Below are 17,210 nucleotides of genomic sequence, written 5' to 3'. Positions count from 1 at the left end.
TTGAGAAGGAACAGGAAATGAAGCTTTTACGCTATGGACCGGTTGGCGCGGAAAAGCCCGGTGCGTTGGATGACGACGGAAATATCCGCGATCTGTCTGGCGTTGTTGGCGATATTTCGGGCGATGTGCTGGGCGACGAGGGTCTGGCGCGCCTGCGCGGGCTCGACCTGGCCGGGCTACCGGTTGTCGAAGGCGACCCGCGCATCGGTGCCTGTGTCGGTCAGGTCGGCAAGTTTATCTGCATCGGCTTGAACTATGCGGACCATGCTGCGGAAAGCGGTATGGAACTGCCCGCTGAACCGGTAATCTTTTTTAAGGCGACCTCTGCCATCGTCGGTCCGAACGACACCGTCGAAATCCCGCGCGGCTCGGTTAAAACTGATTGGGAGGTCGAGCTGGGCGTGGTGATCGGCAAGGAGGCAAAATACGTCTCCGAGGCCGATGCTCTGGACCACGTGGCCGGCTATTGCGTGGTCAACGACCTGTCAGAGCGTGACTTTCAGCTGCATCGCTCGGGCCAGTGGGTTAAAGGCAAATCCGCCGACACGTTCGGTCCGATTGGTCCCTGGTTGGTGACACGGGATGAGGTCGCCGATCCACAGAACCTGCCGATGTATCTTGAGGTCAACGGCCACCGCTATCAGGACGGATCGACCAACACGATGCATTTCGGTGTCGCCACCGTAGTCTCGCACCTGTCGCAATTTATGTCGCTACAACCGGGGGATGTGATCTCGACCGGGACGCCTCCGGGCGTGGGCATGGGGCAGAACCCGCAGACCTATCTGAAACCGGGCGACAAGATGGAGCTGGGCATCGAAGGGCTGGGCGTGCAGCGTCAGGATGTTGTGCAGGGCTGATCTGCCGAGAAAAAAAGCCCCGGCCAGATGGACCGGGGCCTTATTGTTTTTATTGTCAGGCGGTCAGCCCGGCCAGGGCAGCGAATAGGTTTTAACGTTAGTGAAAAACTTCATCGCTTCGATGACGCCTTCCTTGACGCCGTTGCCGCTGTCCTTGATGCCCCCAAAAGGGGACATTTCGATCCGGTAACCCGGCTGTTCCCAGATGTTGCAGGTACCGACGTCCAGCCCGTTGATATAGGCAATCGCGCGGTTCAGGTCGTTGGTGCACACGCCCGAGGACAGGCCGAACTCGGTGCTGTTCGAGATCGCCATGACTTCGGCGTCATTGTCCGGCACGCGCACGATGGGAACGATGGGGCCAAAGGTTTCCTCCATCACCAACTCGCTGTCATGGGGCACTTTGTCGACCACGATGGGTGGCAGCAACGCGCCTTGGCGACCGGGGTGGTAGAGGATTTCCGCTCCCTCTTCCTCGGCCATGTAGACGCGTTTTTCGAACAGCTCGGCGGCCTCGGCATGGACCACGCAACCCAGCTCGGTCTCGGGGTCCTGCGGATCGCCAAACTTGATCTTTTTGGCTTTCTCCAGAACCAGCGGCACAAATTTGTCGGCGACGCTCTCCTGCACTAAGATGCGTTTGATCGCGGTGCAGCGCTGGCCCGAATTACCGGTGGCACCGGCCACGGCGATAGTGGCGGCTTTCTCCAGATCGGCATCGCTAAGGTCGTTCAGAACGATCAGGGGGTCATTGCCACCCAGTTCCAACGCCTGACGTTTGTAACCCGCTTTCGAGGCGATCATTTTGCCTACCGGAACACCACCGGTGAAGGTGATGATTTCGATGTTTTCGTTGGTGATCATCTCTTCGCCGATGTCCTGCGGCCAGCCGGTGACCACCTGGAACATCTCGGGCGGCAGACCGGCCTTATAGAGGATATCCGCCAGCGTCAGCGCAGTCAGCGGGGTCAGTTCTGTCGGTTTGCACACCATGCAGTTGTTGGTCGCAATCGCGGGGGCGATCTTGTGGCTGACCATGTTCAGCGGGTGGTTGAACGGGGTGATTGCACTGATGGCTTTGACCGGTTCGCGCTTGGTGAAAATCTTCCGTTCCTTGCCGTTGTGGGTCAGATCGCACGAGAAAATCTCGCCGTCGTCTTTCAGCGCCTCGGCGGCGGCAAACTGATAGACGTCCTGCGCGCGCTTGGTCTCATAGATTGCGTGCTGGTGACATATGCCCAATTCCAGCGTCAACCACTTGGCCAGATACTCGCGCTTTTCGCCGATCAGTTCACCGGCACGTTGCAGGATCTGGCTGCGCTCGTACCGGGTCAGCTTGGGTGTGTAGTTCGCCGCAATCTCGAACGCCTTGCGGGCGTGTTCGGCGGTGCCAGCCGGCACACGGCCGACCACTTCGTTGGTGTAGGGGTAGCGCACGGGAACGGTGGCATCGGTGAAGACGACCTCTCCGCCGATGCGCATCCCTTCGTTGCGGATGTCAGATGTATTCATGATCCCGTCCATTTACTGGGCCGCCGCTGTGGTGGCGTAGAAGAAGGCGTCAAAGTTGCGCAGCTCGGGCGCGTTGCCCAGATCGATAACGCGGTTGACGATGAAGGGGACTTCCTGCTCGGTCAGGCCGCCATGGCTGCGCAGCGGTTCCTTCAGCGCAGCCAAATCGTGACGGTCGGCCGAGGTGCCGATGGTCATGGTCTCGCCCGAGATCATGACGATGTCGCCAATCCGGTCGGCAGGCAGTTCAAAGCGGCGGATCGCCTCTTCCTTGTCGACCACTAGGATCATGTCCTCAATGGCGTCCAGTTTGGCCATGATGTCGGCCTTGTCTGCACCTTCCGGCAGGTAAGCTGTGGCAAACGAACCCAGCGCGCCGTGGTGCACCACATAAGGGTCGGTGATCGGCAGGATAACGCGGGCGGCGTCCTTGCCCAGCCACTCGTCCATCAGGTCCTGCGCATAGATGACGTTGGGTTCGCCCGCTACGTTGTGCTTGGGCTTCATGCCGTGGTCGGCGGTGATGACGATGGCAGCGCCCAGCTCGTCCAGCTGCGCCAGATACTTGTCGAACATGGCATAGAAATCCAGCGCGCCCTGCTGTTCGGGGGCGAACTTGTGCTGGATGTAGTCGGTGGTCGACAGGTACATGATGTCCGGCTTGAATTCCTTCAGCAGCTTGACACCGGCGGCGAACACAAACTCGGACAGTTCGGCCGAATAGACCTCGGGGACGTCCATGCCCAGCCATTCGCTGGCGTTTTCGATGCCGTGCTCGGCTTTGGAGGTCTCACCCGAACGCTCGGACGAGAAGGCAACGGCGCGGTCTTCGTCGAATTTCAGGCCAGCGCCCAGCAGCGCGCGCAGCTTGTCCTTGGCGGTGACCATGGCAACGCGGTACCCGGCCTCATAGAATTGCGAGAAGATGGTCGGCGCGCGCAGGAAACGCACGTCGTTCATCATGACTTCTTCGCCGCTGTCCGGGTCGATCAGGTAGTTGCCGCAGATGCCGTGCACAATCGGCGGACGGCCGGTTGCGATCGACAGGTTGTTGGGGTTTGTGAAGGACGGGATCACCGAATGCGCCAGGCGGTCGGTTCCGGTTTCACGAATACGCTTGAGCGTCGGCATCAGGCCCTTGGCAATGGCGACTTCCAGATATTCCGGTTCGCACCCGTCCAGGCAAATGGCGATGGCGGGAACTTTGGGCTGAGGGTAGACCCGCTCGTTGGCGGTGATCGGGGTGTGCAGTGTCATCTCTTGGTCCTTGGTGATGGCGTGCTTAGGCGCCTGAGTTAGGGTTGGGTTCGATCACGCCACTTTCGGGCGTGAGGATTGCATGGCCTTCTCCGCAGCGAGGAAGGCGTCTTTTGTTCCGGCAAAGTTACGGCCGCGCTCTCCGGCGAAGGCGTCATTGATTATGCTCGTGCGCTGGTCTTCCGAGATGCCGTAATCGGCGAACCGGGTGGCCACGCCGAGCCCGGTTAGGAAGGCATTCAACCTGTCAGCCCCGGCTGCAAGATCGGGTCCGAAGATCTCATGCAGTGCGTCCTGACGAAAGCCGCCAAGGCCATCCACCGACCGCAGGATCACCGGCAGGGTAAACGAGCACGCGATGCCATGCTGGACCCCCCATCCCAGTGTGATTGGATAGGACAAGTTATGCGCGATGGCGGTCTTGGTGTTGGAGAAAGCCAGACCGGCACTCAGGGATGCTTCGGCCATGCGGGTGCGCAGTTGCAGATTGCCCAGATCGCTCAGCAATGCGGGCAGCGTGTCCAGCACCTGCCGGGCGGCGGCAACTGCGTGGCGGGCTGAGATCGGGTTGGCGTTGATGTTCCAGATGCTCTCTAGCGCGTGGGACAGCGTGTCCAGTCCGGTGGCCAATGTTAGCCCGTAGGGTTTGTTCACCATAAGCGCCGGGTCGATCACCGCCGATTCCGGGTAGAGATTGGGCCGTGCCAGCGAGAATTTCTTGCCGGTCTCTTCCTGCCAGACGGTGGCCCAGCAAGTGACCTCACTGCCTGTACCGGCTGTTGTGGGGATGGCGATGATCGGGGTTCCGGCCAAATCCTCGGCCCCGGTTTTGGTTTCCAGAAACCGGGCGACCTTGCTGAAGTCCCCTGCGGCCGCAGCAAACACCTTGGACGAGTCGATCACCGAGCCGCCACCCAAGGCGACGATAACATCCACATCGTCGAAGCGGGCGCATTGCTCCTGCAGCAGGCGGTAATCCGGGTTGGGGGCGACGTCATCGATGACCAATGCGGCAGGCCCGGCCATTTCCGCCAGTTGCCCCGCCATCGCCTGAAACGGTGCGTCAGGATAAGTCACCAAAGCGTATCGGCGGCCAGCGATCAGCTGCGGCACTTCGTTGAATGTTCCGGTACCGAATAAGGTTTTGACCGGGTTGCAATATGTCCACATCAGGGGCCTCACACCAAAACAGAGGATTCGCCGTGTTGGGCGCAATCTGCGGCAAATACCTCCATCGGTCCAATAGATTGTTTTGATCTTATTAATTGATTGGCACTATAGTTAGATTGCACCCATGTTTCACGCTTAACCGCTTGAACCCAGTTTGGAGAAAGGATGTGAAACGGGGATGAAACTCGGTTCACCTTGCCACCAGATGCGGCGTGTCACCTGATTGTAATCGAGGCGTGTAAGGGACTTGGAAATCCATCCCTCATTTTGTATTTTGGATACAAGTTTCCTGCACCCGAGACCACCTAATGCCCAGAACCCGCGCGATCCCCCGACAAAGCCTGCCCGAAGTCATCACCAACGATCTGCGCGAGCGGATTTTGAGTGGTGAAATGGCCGAAGGTGAGACTATCAGACAGGAAGCACTGGCCGAGGATTACGACGTCTCGCGTATGCCGATCCGCGAGGCACTGAAACGGCTGGATGCCGAGGGTCTTGTGCAGTTGACCAACAACCGCGGCGCATCGGTCACCAAGCATTCGCTGTCAGAAGTCGGTGAGATTTTTGATCTGCGCGTGCTGCTGGAGGTGGACCTGTTCCGACGCGCCATCCCGCAGATGGCCGAGGCTGATTTCATCGAATGCGACCGGATTCTGGATGAGATGGAGAAGTCCTACGACGCCTATGATGTGGGCCGCTGGGGTAGTCTGAACAACGAATACCATATGGCGCTTTATGCTGCTGCGGGGCGCGGGTTGAGCAATGAAATCCTGCAGCGGGTCAATGTGCAATCCGACCGGTATGTCCGGATGCACCTGAGTGTCATGGAACAACGCGAACCGGCCAAGAAAGACCATAGAGAACTGTTGTCACTGGCCCGCGACGGCCGGGTCGAGGACGCCTGCGCCCTGCTGACCCGGCATATTCAGCGCACCAAGGACCAATTGCTGGAAATGGTCATTACCACGCGCAAAGGTGAATAAGCCCGATTAATCCAGAGGATGCAGGCAGGCCACCTGATGGTCCTCACCGCTCAGTTCGGGTGGGGCGGCCCGGCATTCCTCGGTCGCCAGCCAGCAACGTTGCGCAAAAGCACAACCTTTGGGGATGTTCATTGGTGAGGGCAGCTCACCTTCCAATTTGATCCGCTCTTTCCGCGCCTCTGGGTCGGCACGCGGGGTCGTGGACAGTAGCGCCTTGGAATAGGGATGCCGGGGGGCTGCGAACAGCAGTTCTTTCGGGGCTTTTTCAACGGCCCGACCCAGATACATGACAATCACGTCATCGGCGAAGTGTTTCACCACCGACAGGTCATGCGAGATGAAAAGATAGGCCAAGTTCAGACGCTCTTGCAGTTCGACCAGAAGGTTCAGAATCTGCGACTGGATCGAGACATCCAGCGCCGAGACCGGCTCGTCCAGCACAAGCACCTTGGGGTTCAGCATCAGCGCGCGTGCGATGGCGATCCGCTGACGCTGCCCGCCCGAGAACATATGCGGATAGCGATCGTAATGTTCGGGGCGCAGACCGACGAGGTCGATCATCTCGCGCGCCCGAGCTTCGCGATCAGCGGCAGACATGTCGGGCCGGTTGATGATCAGCGGTTCCTGCAAGATTTGCCCGATCCGCTGGCGTGGATTGAGCGAGCCGTAAGGGTCTTGAAACACGATCTGAACCGTCTCGCGCATCTGCGCCCATTTTGATGGTGTGATGTCGACACCGTCGATGGTCAGATTGCCCGAGGTCGGCTCCTCGATCATCGTCACCACGCGCGCGAGTGTCGATTTCCCACAGCCGGATTCACCGACGATGGCCAGAGTTTTGCCGGGTTTCAGGTCGAAATCGACGCCGGACAGAGCTTTGACCGTTGCCGGTTTCGACAGCAACCCGCCCTTGACGATGTAGTGCCGAGCCAAGGCGCTGGCCTGAACAATAGGTGCGGTCATGCCATTTCTCCGGCGGTTATCTTTTCGACATAGTGGCAGCGGGCCTTGCCGAACTCCGCACTATGCGGGGTCGGCGGCAGGGAACGGCACAGATCGTCCGCAAACTGGCATCGGGGGCTGAACAGGCACCCTTTGGGCCGGTCGAACTGACCGGGGACCACGCCCGGAATGGTAGGCAACATTTTCGATGTGGCCCGTTCCGGCAATGCGCTCAGAAGCGCCGAGGTGTAGGGATGGCGCGGTGTCCGAAACAGGTCTTTGACGGGCTGTTCCTCGACCTTTTGGCCGGCATATTGCACCTGCACGCGCTCGGCCGTTTCAGCAACCACGCCCATATCGTGGGTGATCAGCACCAGACCCATGCCCTGTTCGTCACGCAACCGTACCAGCAGATCCAGAATCTGCGCCTGAATGGTCACGTCCAGCGCCGTTGTGGGTTCATCCGCGATCAGCAGCTTGGGCTTGCAGGCAATCGCCATCGCGATCATTACCCGCTGATTCATCCCTCCCGACATCTGGTGCGGAAAAGTGTTCAGGCGGCTTTCCGGGGCCGGGATACCGACCTGATCGAACAGCTCAATCGCGCGCTGGTGGCGGTCTTTCCGGTTCAGACCCAGATGAATGCGCAGCGCCTCTTTGATCTGGAAGCCGACCGTGAAACAGGGATTCAGCGAGGACATCGGCTCCTGAAAAATCATGGCGATGTCTTTACCGATGATCTTACGGCGGTCACGGGCCGAGATTTTGGTCAGGTCGATGCCTTCGAAACTTAACTGGTCGGCGGTGATCGTGGCCGTCCAGGGCAGCAGACCCATCAGCGCCAGCATCGACACGGATTTGCCCGATCCGCTTTCGCCGACGATGGCCATCAACTCGCCCTTGTCGACCGACAGGTCTACCCCGTCCACGGCGCGGAACTTGCCCGAAGCGGTGGCGAATTCGACAGTAAGGTTTCGGATATCCAACAGGCTCATGTCGTCAGCTCCGCTTCAGTTTCGGGTCCAGCGCGTCGCGCAGACCGTCGCCCATCAGGTTTATGGCCAGCACCGTTATCAGGATGGCGAGGCCGGGGAAGGTCACCACCCACCACGCGCGCAGAATGAACTCACGCGCTTCGGCCAGCATGGTGCCCCATTCCGGTGTGGGCGGTTGTGCGCCCATGCCCAGAAAACCAAGCGCGGCGGCGTCCAGAATGGCAGTCGAAAACGACAGCGCCGCCTGCACGATGATCGGGGCCAGACAGTTAGGCAGCACTGTTTTGAACATCAACCGCGCCTTGCCCGCGCCGGCCACCCGGGCCGAAGTTACGTAGTCCTTTTGCCGCTCGGACAGCACTGACGCGCGGGTCAGGCGCACGTAATGCGGCTGAAACACGATTGCGATTGCGATCATCGCATTGGTCAGCGAGGGGCCGAGGATGGCGACCAACACCAGCGCCAGCAGCAGCGACGGGAAGGACAGGATGATATCCATCACTCGCATGATCAGCGTATCGACCCATTTGGGCGCGAACCCGGACAGCAGGCCGATGATCACACCGCCGGTCACAGCCACACAGACCACGACGATGCCGACAAAGAAGGAATAGCGCGATCCCATGATCAGGCGCGACAGCATATCCCGGCCCAGCGGGTCGGTGCCCAATGGGAAGGCCCAGCTGCCGCCCTCTTGCCATGCTGGCGGCTGCAGAATGTGCGCGCGGAACTGCTCGGTCGGGTCATAGGGTGCCAACAGGGGCGCGAAGGCAGCACAGAAGACAAAGGCCAGGAAAACCCACAGGCCCATCACCGCTCCGCGGTTCTCGCTGAAATAGTACCAGAACTCTCGCAGAGCGCTGGGGCGGTCTTCGGTTTTGGGCGCGTTTGCAGACAGTTCAGCCATCACCGCCTCCGGATTTTGGGGTTGATGATGCCGTAGAGGACATCGACCAGAAGGTTCACCAGCATCACGATCACGGCGATCATCAACAGGCCGCCCTGCACCACCGGGTAGTCGCGGCGGAAAATGCTGTCGACCATCCATTTGCCGATACCCGGCCAACTAAAGATCGTTTCAGTCAGGATCGCGCCAGCCAACAGAGTTCCGACCGACAGGCCGATTACTGTGATCACCGGGATCAGGGCGTTGCGCAGCGCGTGCAGCCCGTTGATCCGTGAAGGCGAAAGACCCTTGGCACGGGCGGTGCGGATGTAATCCTCGCCCAGCACTTCCAACATGGCCGAGCGTGTTTGGCGCGCGATCACCGCCAGAGGGATGGTGCCCAGAACGATGGTCGGCAGAATCAGATGTCGTACGGCAGATCCGAACGCCCCGGGCTGCCCTGACAACAGACTGTCGATCAGCATAAAGCCGGTGACGCTTGGGAAGTAGTACAGCAGGTCGATCCGTCCCGAGACCGGCGTCCAGCCCAGATTGCCCGAGAACACGATGATCAGCAGTAGCGCCCACCAGAAAATCGGCATCGAATACCCAACCAGCGCCGAAGACATCAGCGCCCGGTCAAAGAACTTGCCCCGGTTCACGGCGGCGATCACACCGGCAGGCAATCCCAACGCCACCGCAAAGATCATCGCGCAGATCGACAGTTCCAATGTCGCAGGGAACAGGGCAAAGAACTCATCCCAGACAGGCTTTTTGGTGACAAAGCTTTCGCCCAGATCGCCGTGCATGACGCCGACCAGATAGTCCCAGTATTGCTGCAGGACCGGTTTGTCGAAACCCAGCTTCTCGACCATCTCCTGATAGCGTTCCTCGGTCATGCCGCGTTCGCCGGCCATGACGATGATGGGATCGCCCGGCAGGACCCGGATGAACATGAAGGAAATCAGCGTCACGCCCAGAAAGGTCGGGATGAACATACCCAGGCGGGTTAGAAAATAGCCAAACATCAGCGACCTATGATTGTGAGATCTTTGGGAAAGCTGGTCAGCGACCGGCAACCATCTTCGGTCACCAATACGTCATCTTCGATGCGTATGCCGAAATTGTCCAGTTCATAAAGGCCCGGTTCGTTGGTCCAGACCATGCCGGGAAGGATTTTCTGGTCATTTCCGCGCATAATGTATGGTGCTTCATGCACGTCCCGGCCCAACCCATGACCCGTCTTGGTGCGGATGCGGTCGGCATAGGGCGAGGCTTCGAGCACGCTGATCACCGCGTCGTCGATATCGTGGGCGGTGACGCCGGGACGGCAAGCCTCGAACCCCGCAAGGTTGGCACGCAAAACGGTGTTGTAGACATCCCTGCCCTCGTCCGAAACTTCGGCCACAAAGAAAGTGCGGGTGATGTCGGCGGCGAACCCATGTTTACGGGCGCCGAAATCAAACAGCAACGCGTCGCCCGGTTTGATCTTGTAGTCCGCACGGGCCTTGCCGTGGGGGCGTGCCGAGTTATCCCCTGCCGCAACGATTGGCGCAAAGGCCAGAGAGGCCGCGCCTTCGGCAAACAGGGCCTGAACCAAGGCCTGCTCGATCTGAACTTCGGTCTGGCCGACGCGTACATCCGCGATAACGCGGGCCAAGGCACGTTCCGAAATATCAATCGCCGCCTGCATTGCTGCGATGTCGGCTTCGGTCTTGCAGATCCGCAGGCCGGAAATCTCACGCTCGGCATCGACAATCCGTAGGTTCGGCAGCGCGTTGGTGAAAGCCTTGGACACAAAGACCCGCATCACTTGCCCTTCGACAGCAAGCGACGTCAGTGGCATATGGTCGGCCAGCGCGGCAAACGCATCATCATAGCCGGTCTGGTCGAACCAGTCGAAGACAGCGCCTTCGAACCCGACCAGTTCCCATGACCCCAGCTCAAGATTGGGTACTACCGCAGCTGGCGCACCTTCGGCCGGGATCACGACCACAAAGGGTCGTTCGTGGCTCATGAAGGGCTTTCCCAAAGCGCGGGTGAAATTCGGACCGGGCACAAGCGCCACGGCATCCACTGACATGTCCTTTGCCAGTTGACGGTACTCGGACAAATCCGGCATTGACGCCGACCTCCAGAAATAGAAAACCGGAGCCGCCTAATCGACGGCTCCGGTCTGTGAGTGGTGGTTTATTCGACGCTCACGCCATAGAAGATGTGACCGCCCAGCGGGTGTACTTTGTAGCCCTGCACTTCATTGCGCATCGGCATGAATACAACCGAGTGTGCAATGGTCGCCCACGGCGCCTGCTCTTTGAAGATCACCTGAGCGTCTTCATACAGCTTGGTACGCTCAGCCTGATCGGTGGTTTGCTTGGCTTGCAGGATCAGGTCTTCGAACGGCTGGTGGCACCATTGTGCGCGGTTCGACGCTTCGCGACCGTCACAGCCCAGCAGAACGGCCAGGAAGTTGTCTGGGTCGCCGTTGTCGCCGGTCCAGCCCAGCAGAACAGCACCATCACGGTTCAGTTCTTTCGAGCGTGACAGGTACTCGCCCCATTCGTAGGACACGATCTCAACATCTACGCCAACCTTGGCGAAATCTGCCTGGATCAGTTCGGCCATACGGCGAGCGTTCGGGTTGTACGGACGCTGAACCGGCATCGCCCAGATCTTCATAGACAGATCGGAAACACCTTCGGCCTCGAGCATCGCCTTGGCCGCTTCGGGATCATAGGCGTCGTCGGTGATGGCGTCGTTATAGCCCCACATGGTCGGCGGGATCGGGTTCTTGGCCACCTGGCCCGAGCCCTGGAACACCACGTCGATGATGGCGTTCTTGTCGATTGCCATGTTCAGCGCCTTACGGACGTTCGGATTATCGAACGGTTCCATGGTGGTGTTGTAGGCCAGATACCCAACGTTCAGGCCTTCCTGCTCCATCATGTTGATGTCGGCGTCATCCTTCATCGCCTGAATGTCGGCGGGGTTCGGATAGGGCATGATGTGGCATTCGCCGGCCTTCAGCTTTTGATAGCGAACCGATGCGTCCGGAGTGATCGCGAAGATCAGGTTTTCAACCGCCGCCGGGTCGTTCCAGTAATCGGCATTCTGGGCATAACGGATTACCGCGTCTTTTTGATAGGCCACGAACGAGAACGGACCGGTGCCGATCGGCGCGGTGTTCAGCTTTTCAGGCGTGCCCGCTTCCATCATCGCATCCGCGTATTCGGCCGACAGGATCGAGGCGAAATCCATCGCCATGTTGGCAACAAACGGCGCTTCGGGTTTGGTCAGGGTGAATTTCACGGTGTAGTCGTCGACCTTTTCGATGGACTCGACCAGATCCGGCATGCCCATACCCTGGAAGTACTCCCAAGTACCGCCCGAGACCTGATTGTAGGGGTGGCCTTCGTCCTTCTGACGCATGAACGAGAAGATCACGTCATCGGCGTTGAAATCGCGGGTCGGGGTGAATTCGTCGTTCGAGTGGAACTTGACGCCCTGACGCAGTTTGAAAGTGTATTCCAGACCGTCATCGCTGGCTTCGACACTTTCCGCCAAACCCGGGATCACGTTGGTGGTGCCGGTTTCGAACTCGAGCAGGCGGTTGTAGATCGGGTGCGAAGAGGCATCAAAGGTCGTGCCGGCGGTGAACAGCGCCGGGTCGAAGCCTTCGGGCGAGCCTTCCGAACAATAGACCAGCGTGTTCGCTTGTGCTGCGGCAGCCGACAGGGCGATCGCAGCAGTTGCGGCCATTAATTTCAGTTTCATGTGGGTCTCCCAGAAATGATTTTTTTCAGACATTCGCGTTGCTCTTTGTGGCCAGAGCATTCTTGGACGACTCTGTTCGCCGCGAAATCTCTGCCCAATGTATCCAAAATACAAAATCCATTGTCAACTGACTTACGCTGATGCATGCGGTCAGTCATCAAACGTGCCGGATACACCGATAGGTTCGACCTTTTAGGCGACACGGGCAAGAGACAATTGAGGCGATTAAACCCTCTGCACGAGTCAAAAAAGAGGCGATTTAAATGCAGGTTTTTTGCCGTCAGACGATGTCTGATACGATCAATTTCGACCTGTGGGCTAACATCATCCTAAAAAGGTTGGTGTGACACCTACGGGCGGATTTTCATTTATGTAAGTACCGATGCGATCCAGTAGTGGTCGGCGCGGGCAGCCCGGGCGCGTCACCGCACCCAGATCGCGCAGGTGCCCCGGCGCGTCGAACGGCACAAAGCACAATGGCCACTTGTCGCGTTTGAATTGTTCCGCTGCCAGCGCTGAGACAATAGTGCAATCGTCCGAGTGGCAGATATGGCGGCAAATCGTTTCGAACCGAAGGGCACTTAGATCAAAGCGTTTGCTGACTCGGCGCGACGGATCTAGTTTGGGCAGACGATCCTCCAGCGCATAACCGAAACTGTGCGGCAATCGGATGAAATCATGCGCGGGCACGTCTTCCGGCGCGATAGACGGCAAATGACACAGCGGGTGCCCATCGCGCAGAGCCAGAAACAATGGCTCAGTCCAGATTGAGGTGAAGTCCAGTGTCGCTGCTGTATTGGGTTTCGCGACCAATGCGACGTCCAGCGTGTGATCCTCAACCATTTGCAACATATTCTGCGGCAGGTCCTCGATCATGGTGACCCGCATGTTTGGGAACAGCGTGCTGAACAAGTCTGAAAAATACTGTGTGAGGTATGGGGCAAGCGTCGGCGTCATTCCGATATGAAAGGGAACGGCCTCGGGGTCGCGGAACTGGGTTGCGGTATCTCGAATGTTCTGGGCGTCCCTAAGGATACGTTCGGCGATAGCAATTACCCGCTCTCCGCAAGTGGTCGGACGCACCTCGTTATTGAGCCTCAGAAACAGATCCGTTCCCAACTCCTGCTCGAGCTTTTTGACCTGATTGGACAATGCGGGTTGAGAGACGTTGCAAGCTACGGCTGCCTGACTGAATTGGCCATGTTTTGCGATGGCGAGAACGTATTCCAAATCTCTGAAATTCATAACTGCAATCCAAAACCGAGTTTTCCAACCCCGCCGGGGATGCTCTTTAGATACGCCAAAACAGATGCCATTGCAGGAAAACGGGATCACAATCCCTGACAAAACCGTCATTCTGCGCCACTGAATAGCGCCACGCTTGCGGCGCAATCCACTTAACCAATTGAAATCACTTGTCGCGCCGACGCCTCACATCACGGTGGGCGTGACTATTTGCATTGGTTATATCCCCAATTCGAAGGATGAATTTTAGCTGACCGACGGTGGTGGCTACCCCTTTGCTACGTGGAGCGCCCAAACCAGCGGGCGGACCGCAAAACGCAAATCCTATGACGGAGTTACCAATGCTGTCCCAACTTCTGGCAAGCTTACGCGCCCGTCTCTTGACCACGTCAACATTGGCGCAAGAGACATCCCGCGATGGCCAATCCCTTATCAACAACTTCTTTCAAAGCACTGTCGTCGATGACACGCCAGCTTTTGTTCTGGCAAATGACTTCTCGCGCCTGCTGAATTTTGGCGAGATCGTCACCAATAACGCTGTCGCGGCTGTTCTGGCGAAAGGTCAGGATGTTGATGTCTTCAACTTCCGCTCGGGCCGGATCGAGGCCAACAACGGTCCCGACGTGCTGGCCACGGGTGTTCAGGTCACCGGCAGCGCCTCGATCCGCAACTTCGGTGAGATCGCGGGTGAGTTCAACGGTGTGCAATTTGCAGGCGCAGGCAGCTCGGGCACTCTCGACAACTTCCGCGGTGGCGTCATCAGCTCGGACAGCCGCGCGGTCGACATCCAGGGTCAGGGCATCGATGTGCGCAACTTTGGTGACATCATCGGCACCGGCGATCAGCGCAATGGCACGATCTATACCAACAGCACCGCCGAAGATGTTTCGATCTCGAATTTCACAGGCGGCACCATTGATGCCGGTGAAGAAAACCAGGGCGCCGGTATTTCGCTGCAGGTGGGTGATGAGATCAGTGACCGCGTCGAAACCGATATTTTCAACGGTTTCGGGGCAACCATCCAGGGCCGAGGTCAGGCCGCGTCGAACACCGCGCTTGCCGGTGATGGCATCCGCATTAACAATGGCGCGGAAGGCACCATTCTGGACACCGAGATTGTTAACAGCGGCCTGATCTCGACCGAGAGCAATCAGGGCACCGCCGCCGGTATCCGCATCGCGGATGGTACGAACACCGAAGGAGAAATCCTGAATACCTCAACCGGTGTGATCGAAGGGCCGCGCAACGGTCTGTATATCGGTAACGGTGAACACGATCTGGACGTGCTGAACTTTGGCACCATCCAGTCGGGTAGTCGCGCGGTGAACATCGACGGCTCAGGCGTCGATCTGATCAATGGCGGTGACATTCTGGGCACAGGTGATCAGCGCAACGGGACTGTCTATGCCGACGATACGGCACGGGATTACTCGATCAGAAACCTTGCAACGGGCAGAATCGATGCGGGTGAGCACAACGACGGCGCTGGCATCTCGCTGTCGCTGGCCGAGGGTGGCAATGGCGAAGTTGAGATCACCAACGATGGCATCATCGCAGGACGTGGTAACGCAGGCGCGGGTCTGGGTACAGCCGGAGACGGTATCCGTCTGGAAGGCGCACGTCTTGAAGGTGGCGGCTTTGGCCCTGCCCTGTTCACCGGCACAATCACCAACACTGGTACGGTGTCCTCCGAAGGCGCAAACAACACTGTCGGTGCGTTTCGGGCTGTAAACGGCGTCAATTTCCAAGGCCAGTTGGTCAACGAGGAAACCGGTCTGTTTGCTGGCGTTCAGAACGGTGTGTACTTCGGCACCGGCGATCACGCAGGCGGGTCTTTCGTCAACCGTGGCACCGTGACCTCGGACAGCCGGGCGCTGAACATTGACGGTGACGGGCTTGAGGTCGTGAACGAAGGCGACATCCTTGGCACAGGCAATCAGCGCAACGGCACGGTCTATGCCGATGGCACGGCCGACAATTACAGCTTCACCAACACCGGTCTTGTTGATGCGGGCGAAGGCAATAACGGCTCCGCCGTTTCGCTGCAAACCGGTGATGTGTCGAGTGATGTGGTCTCGGCAGTTGTTGTGAACGAAGGTACCTTCCAGGGGCGCGGCGACGCGGTCGAAGGCAATCAGGTCGGGGACGGTCTGCGCCTGTTCACCAATCAGGACGATGCTTCGTTTGCTGGTGTGGTTGTCAACGAAGGTCTGATCGCCGGGTCCGAAGGCTCGGACGCCGCCGCAGGTATTCGCGTGGATGGCGGTCTGAACCTTCTGGGCGCAATCCTGAACGAAGGTGAAATCCGTGGCACGGTCAACGCAATCGACGCCTCGGATGCGGGCGACGTGACCATCGTCAATGACGACGAAGGCGTGATCAACGGCAACGTTCTTCTGGGCGACGGCGACGACATCTTTGTCGATCTGGGGACCACCAATGGTGATATCAACGGTGGTGCGGGCGATGACGTACTGATCGCAGGTGAAGCCGACAACGTTCTGACCGGTGGTCTGGGAGATGACTTTATCGACGGTGGCGACGGGATCGACACAGCCGATTTCTCGGATCTGGATGTTGGGGTTGAAGTCCGTCTGGACGCCAACGGCAACGGTACTGCAACGCGTGACACCGGTTTCAATGTCTCGATCACCGACGCGATAGTCGCTGCGCCGGATCAGTTTGGATCGGCCATCGCCGACGGTGCAGCCTTTGTGGATCAAGCCGTTCAGGGCAACCTGTACTACAACATCCACACCGCTGACTTCCCAGGCGGGGAAATTCGCGGACAGCTGCTGGTTGACAGCGATGTGACCGATCATGGCATCCGTACGGTGACCCTCAGCGGTGGCTTGGATGCTTCGCAGGAACCGGGCCCGACCTCGGATAGCGAGGCAACAGGGGATGCCTCGGTCGTCATCACTCAGAACCTGAACACAGGTGTGGTCACGTATTCCAGTGAACTGAGCGTGACCGGTCTGAACGAGGCTGACCTGAACACCCCAATCCCGGGGGTTGTCTCGGCCATCCACCTGCACAACGCTCCAGCGGGTGCGAACGGTCCGGTGGTTCAGGACAGCTTGGTGGATGCAGGCGCCACACTGGACGTGGATGCGGTTGGGGGAACTGGCGTGATCGGTCTGGATGTCATCGACAACCAACTCGAGACGGACGTGCTGCGCTCGATCGAAAACGTCGTCGGGTCGGATGATGGCGACGTGATTGTTGGCAGCGATTTGTCCAACGTGCTGAATGGTGGCGCGGGCGCTGATCTGATCTCGGGTGAGGGCGGCAATGACATCCTCATCGGCGGCGCCGGGGCTGACACTTTCACTTTCGGGGCAAACTTCGGAAACGACGTGATCCATGATTTTGAGGTTGGTTTCGACCAGCTGCAATTCGGTGACTTCGGCCCGGATTTCGGTGGTGCGGTGAGTGTCGCGCAGAATGGCAACGATGCCGTGATTTCATTCGGTAGCGAAGGTTCGGTTCGTCTGGCAGGCGTTAACAGCACCGACCTGACCGAAGACGACTTCGTCGCATAATCGAGCAGCAGCGGGGCGGCCTCTGGTCGCCCCGTTTTTCT

At 58.8% G+C, this 17,210-nt stretch carries 13 protein-coding genes; 3 read left to right on the top strand and 10 right to left on the bottom strand.

The window, feature by feature from the left end; translation table 11 throughout:
- Positions 1 to 17 precede the first annotated feature (17 nt).
- Positions 18 to 860, top strand: coding sequence for a fumarylacetoacetate hydrolase family protein (locus ACR0ER_RS12525; protein ID WP_480769211.1), 843 nt, complete (start codon positions 18 to 20; stop codon positions 858 to 860).
- A 63-nt stretch (positions 861 to 923) separates the two neighbouring features.
- On the opposite strand, the gene phnY is transcribed toward ACR0ER_RS12525, so the two are convergent.
- The 3 genes from phnY to psrA are packed head-to-tail and all read right to left on the bottom strand — an operon-like array spanning position 924 to position 4,799.
- Positions 924 to 2,372 (bottom strand): phosphonoacetaldehyde dehydrogenase, encoded by a 1,449-nt coding sequence (gene phnY, locus ACR0ER_RS12520; protein WP_480769210.1) that lies wholly within the window; start codon positions 2,370 to 2,372, stop codon positions 924 to 926.
- A 12-nt stretch (positions 2,373 to 2,384) separates the two neighbouring features.
- Positions 2,385 to 3,629, bottom strand: a complete 1,245-nt coding sequence (phnA, locus tag ACR0ER_RS12515; protein ID WP_480769209.1) for a phosphonoacetate hydrolase — start codon at positions 3,627 to 3,629, stop codon at positions 2,385 to 2,387.
- A gap of 54 nt (positions 3,630 to 3,683) precedes the next feature.
- Positions 3,684 to 4,799 carry an iron-containing alcohol dehydrogenase PsrA gene (gene psrA, locus ACR0ER_RS12510; protein ID WP_480769208.1) on the bottom strand — a complete coding sequence of 372 codons (1,116 nt, stop codon included), beginning with the start codon at positions 4,797 to 4,799 and terminating at the stop codon, positions 3,684 to 3,686.
- 308 nt (positions 4,800 to 5,107) lie between these two features.
- Here psrA and ACR0ER_RS12505 point away from each other — a divergent pair, with 308 nt between their 5' ends.
- Positions 5,108 to 5,782 (top strand): GntR family transcriptional regulator, encoded by a 675-nt coding sequence (locus ACR0ER_RS12505; protein WP_480769207.1) that lies wholly within the window; start codon positions 5,108 to 5,110, stop codon positions 5,780 to 5,782.
- A 6-nt stretch (positions 5,783 to 5,788) separates the two neighbouring features.
- Here ACR0ER_RS12505 and ACR0ER_RS12500 read toward each other — a convergent pair whose 3' ends face one another.
- The 7 genes from ACR0ER_RS12500 to ACR0ER_RS12470 all read right to left on the bottom strand — a co-directional run bounded on the left by ACR0ER_RS12500 (position 5,789) and on the right by ACR0ER_RS12470 (position 13,624).
- Entirely contained in the window at positions 5,789 to 6,745 is a 957-nt protein-coding gene (locus tag ACR0ER_RS12500) for an ABC transporter ATP-binding protein (protein ID WP_170330416.1), read from the bottom strand.
- Positions 6,742 to 7,719, bottom strand: coding sequence for an ABC transporter ATP-binding protein (locus ACR0ER_RS12495; protein WP_480769206.1), 978 nt, complete (start codon positions 7,717 to 7,719; stop codon positions 6,742 to 6,744). Before ACR0ER_RS12495 ends, ACR0ER_RS12500 begins: the two co-directional genes overlap by 4 nt.
- A 4-nt stretch (positions 7,720 to 7,723) precedes the next feature.
- A complete protein-coding gene (locus ACR0ER_RS12490) occupies positions 7,724 to 8,626 on the bottom strand; it encodes an ABC transporter permease subunit (RefSeq protein ID WP_480769205.1) in 903 nt (300 codons plus the stop codon).
- Complete coding sequence (locus ACR0ER_RS12485; protein WP_170330409.1) at positions 8,626 to 9,633, bottom strand: ABC transporter permease subunit; 1,008 nt, start codon at positions 9,631 to 9,633, stop codon at positions 8,626 to 8,628. The genes ACR0ER_RS12490 and ACR0ER_RS12485 overlap by 1 nt, the downstream gene beginning before the upstream one ends.
- Positions 9,633 to 10,727 (bottom strand): M24 family metallopeptidase, encoded by a 1,095-nt coding sequence (locus tag ACR0ER_RS12480; RefSeq protein ID WP_480769204.1) that lies wholly within the window; start codon positions 10,725 to 10,727, stop codon positions 9,633 to 9,635. Before ACR0ER_RS12480 ends, ACR0ER_RS12485 begins: the two co-directional genes overlap by 1 nt.
- A 68-nt stretch (positions 10,728 to 10,795) precedes the next feature.
- Positions 10,796 to 12,379 carry an ABC transporter substrate-binding protein gene (locus ACR0ER_RS12475; RefSeq protein WP_170330405.1) on the bottom strand — a complete coding sequence of 528 codons (1,584 nt, stop codon included), beginning with the start codon at positions 12,377 to 12,379 and terminating at the stop codon, positions 10,796 to 10,798.
- A gap of 324 nt (positions 12,380 to 12,703) precedes the next feature.
- Positions 12,704 to 13,624, bottom strand: a complete 921-nt coding sequence (locus tag ACR0ER_RS12470; protein WP_480769203.1) for a LysR family transcriptional regulator — start codon at positions 13,622 to 13,624, stop codon at positions 12,704 to 12,706.
- Positions 13,625 to 13,965: 341 nt separating this feature from the next.
- On the opposite strand from ACR0ER_RS12470, the gene ACR0ER_RS12465 reads away from it, so the two are divergent.
- On the top strand, positions 13,966 to 17,169 hold the full coding sequence (locus ACR0ER_RS12465) for a CHRD domain-containing protein (protein WP_480769202.1): 3,204 nt from the start codon (positions 13,966 to 13,968) through the stop codon (positions 17,167 to 17,169).
- Positions 17,170 to 17,210 lie beyond the last annotated feature (41 nt).

It is taken from the genome of Ruegeria sp. CH8, from assembly GCF_056536985.1.
This window is presented reverse-complemented; position numbering and strand designations above follow the sequence as displayed.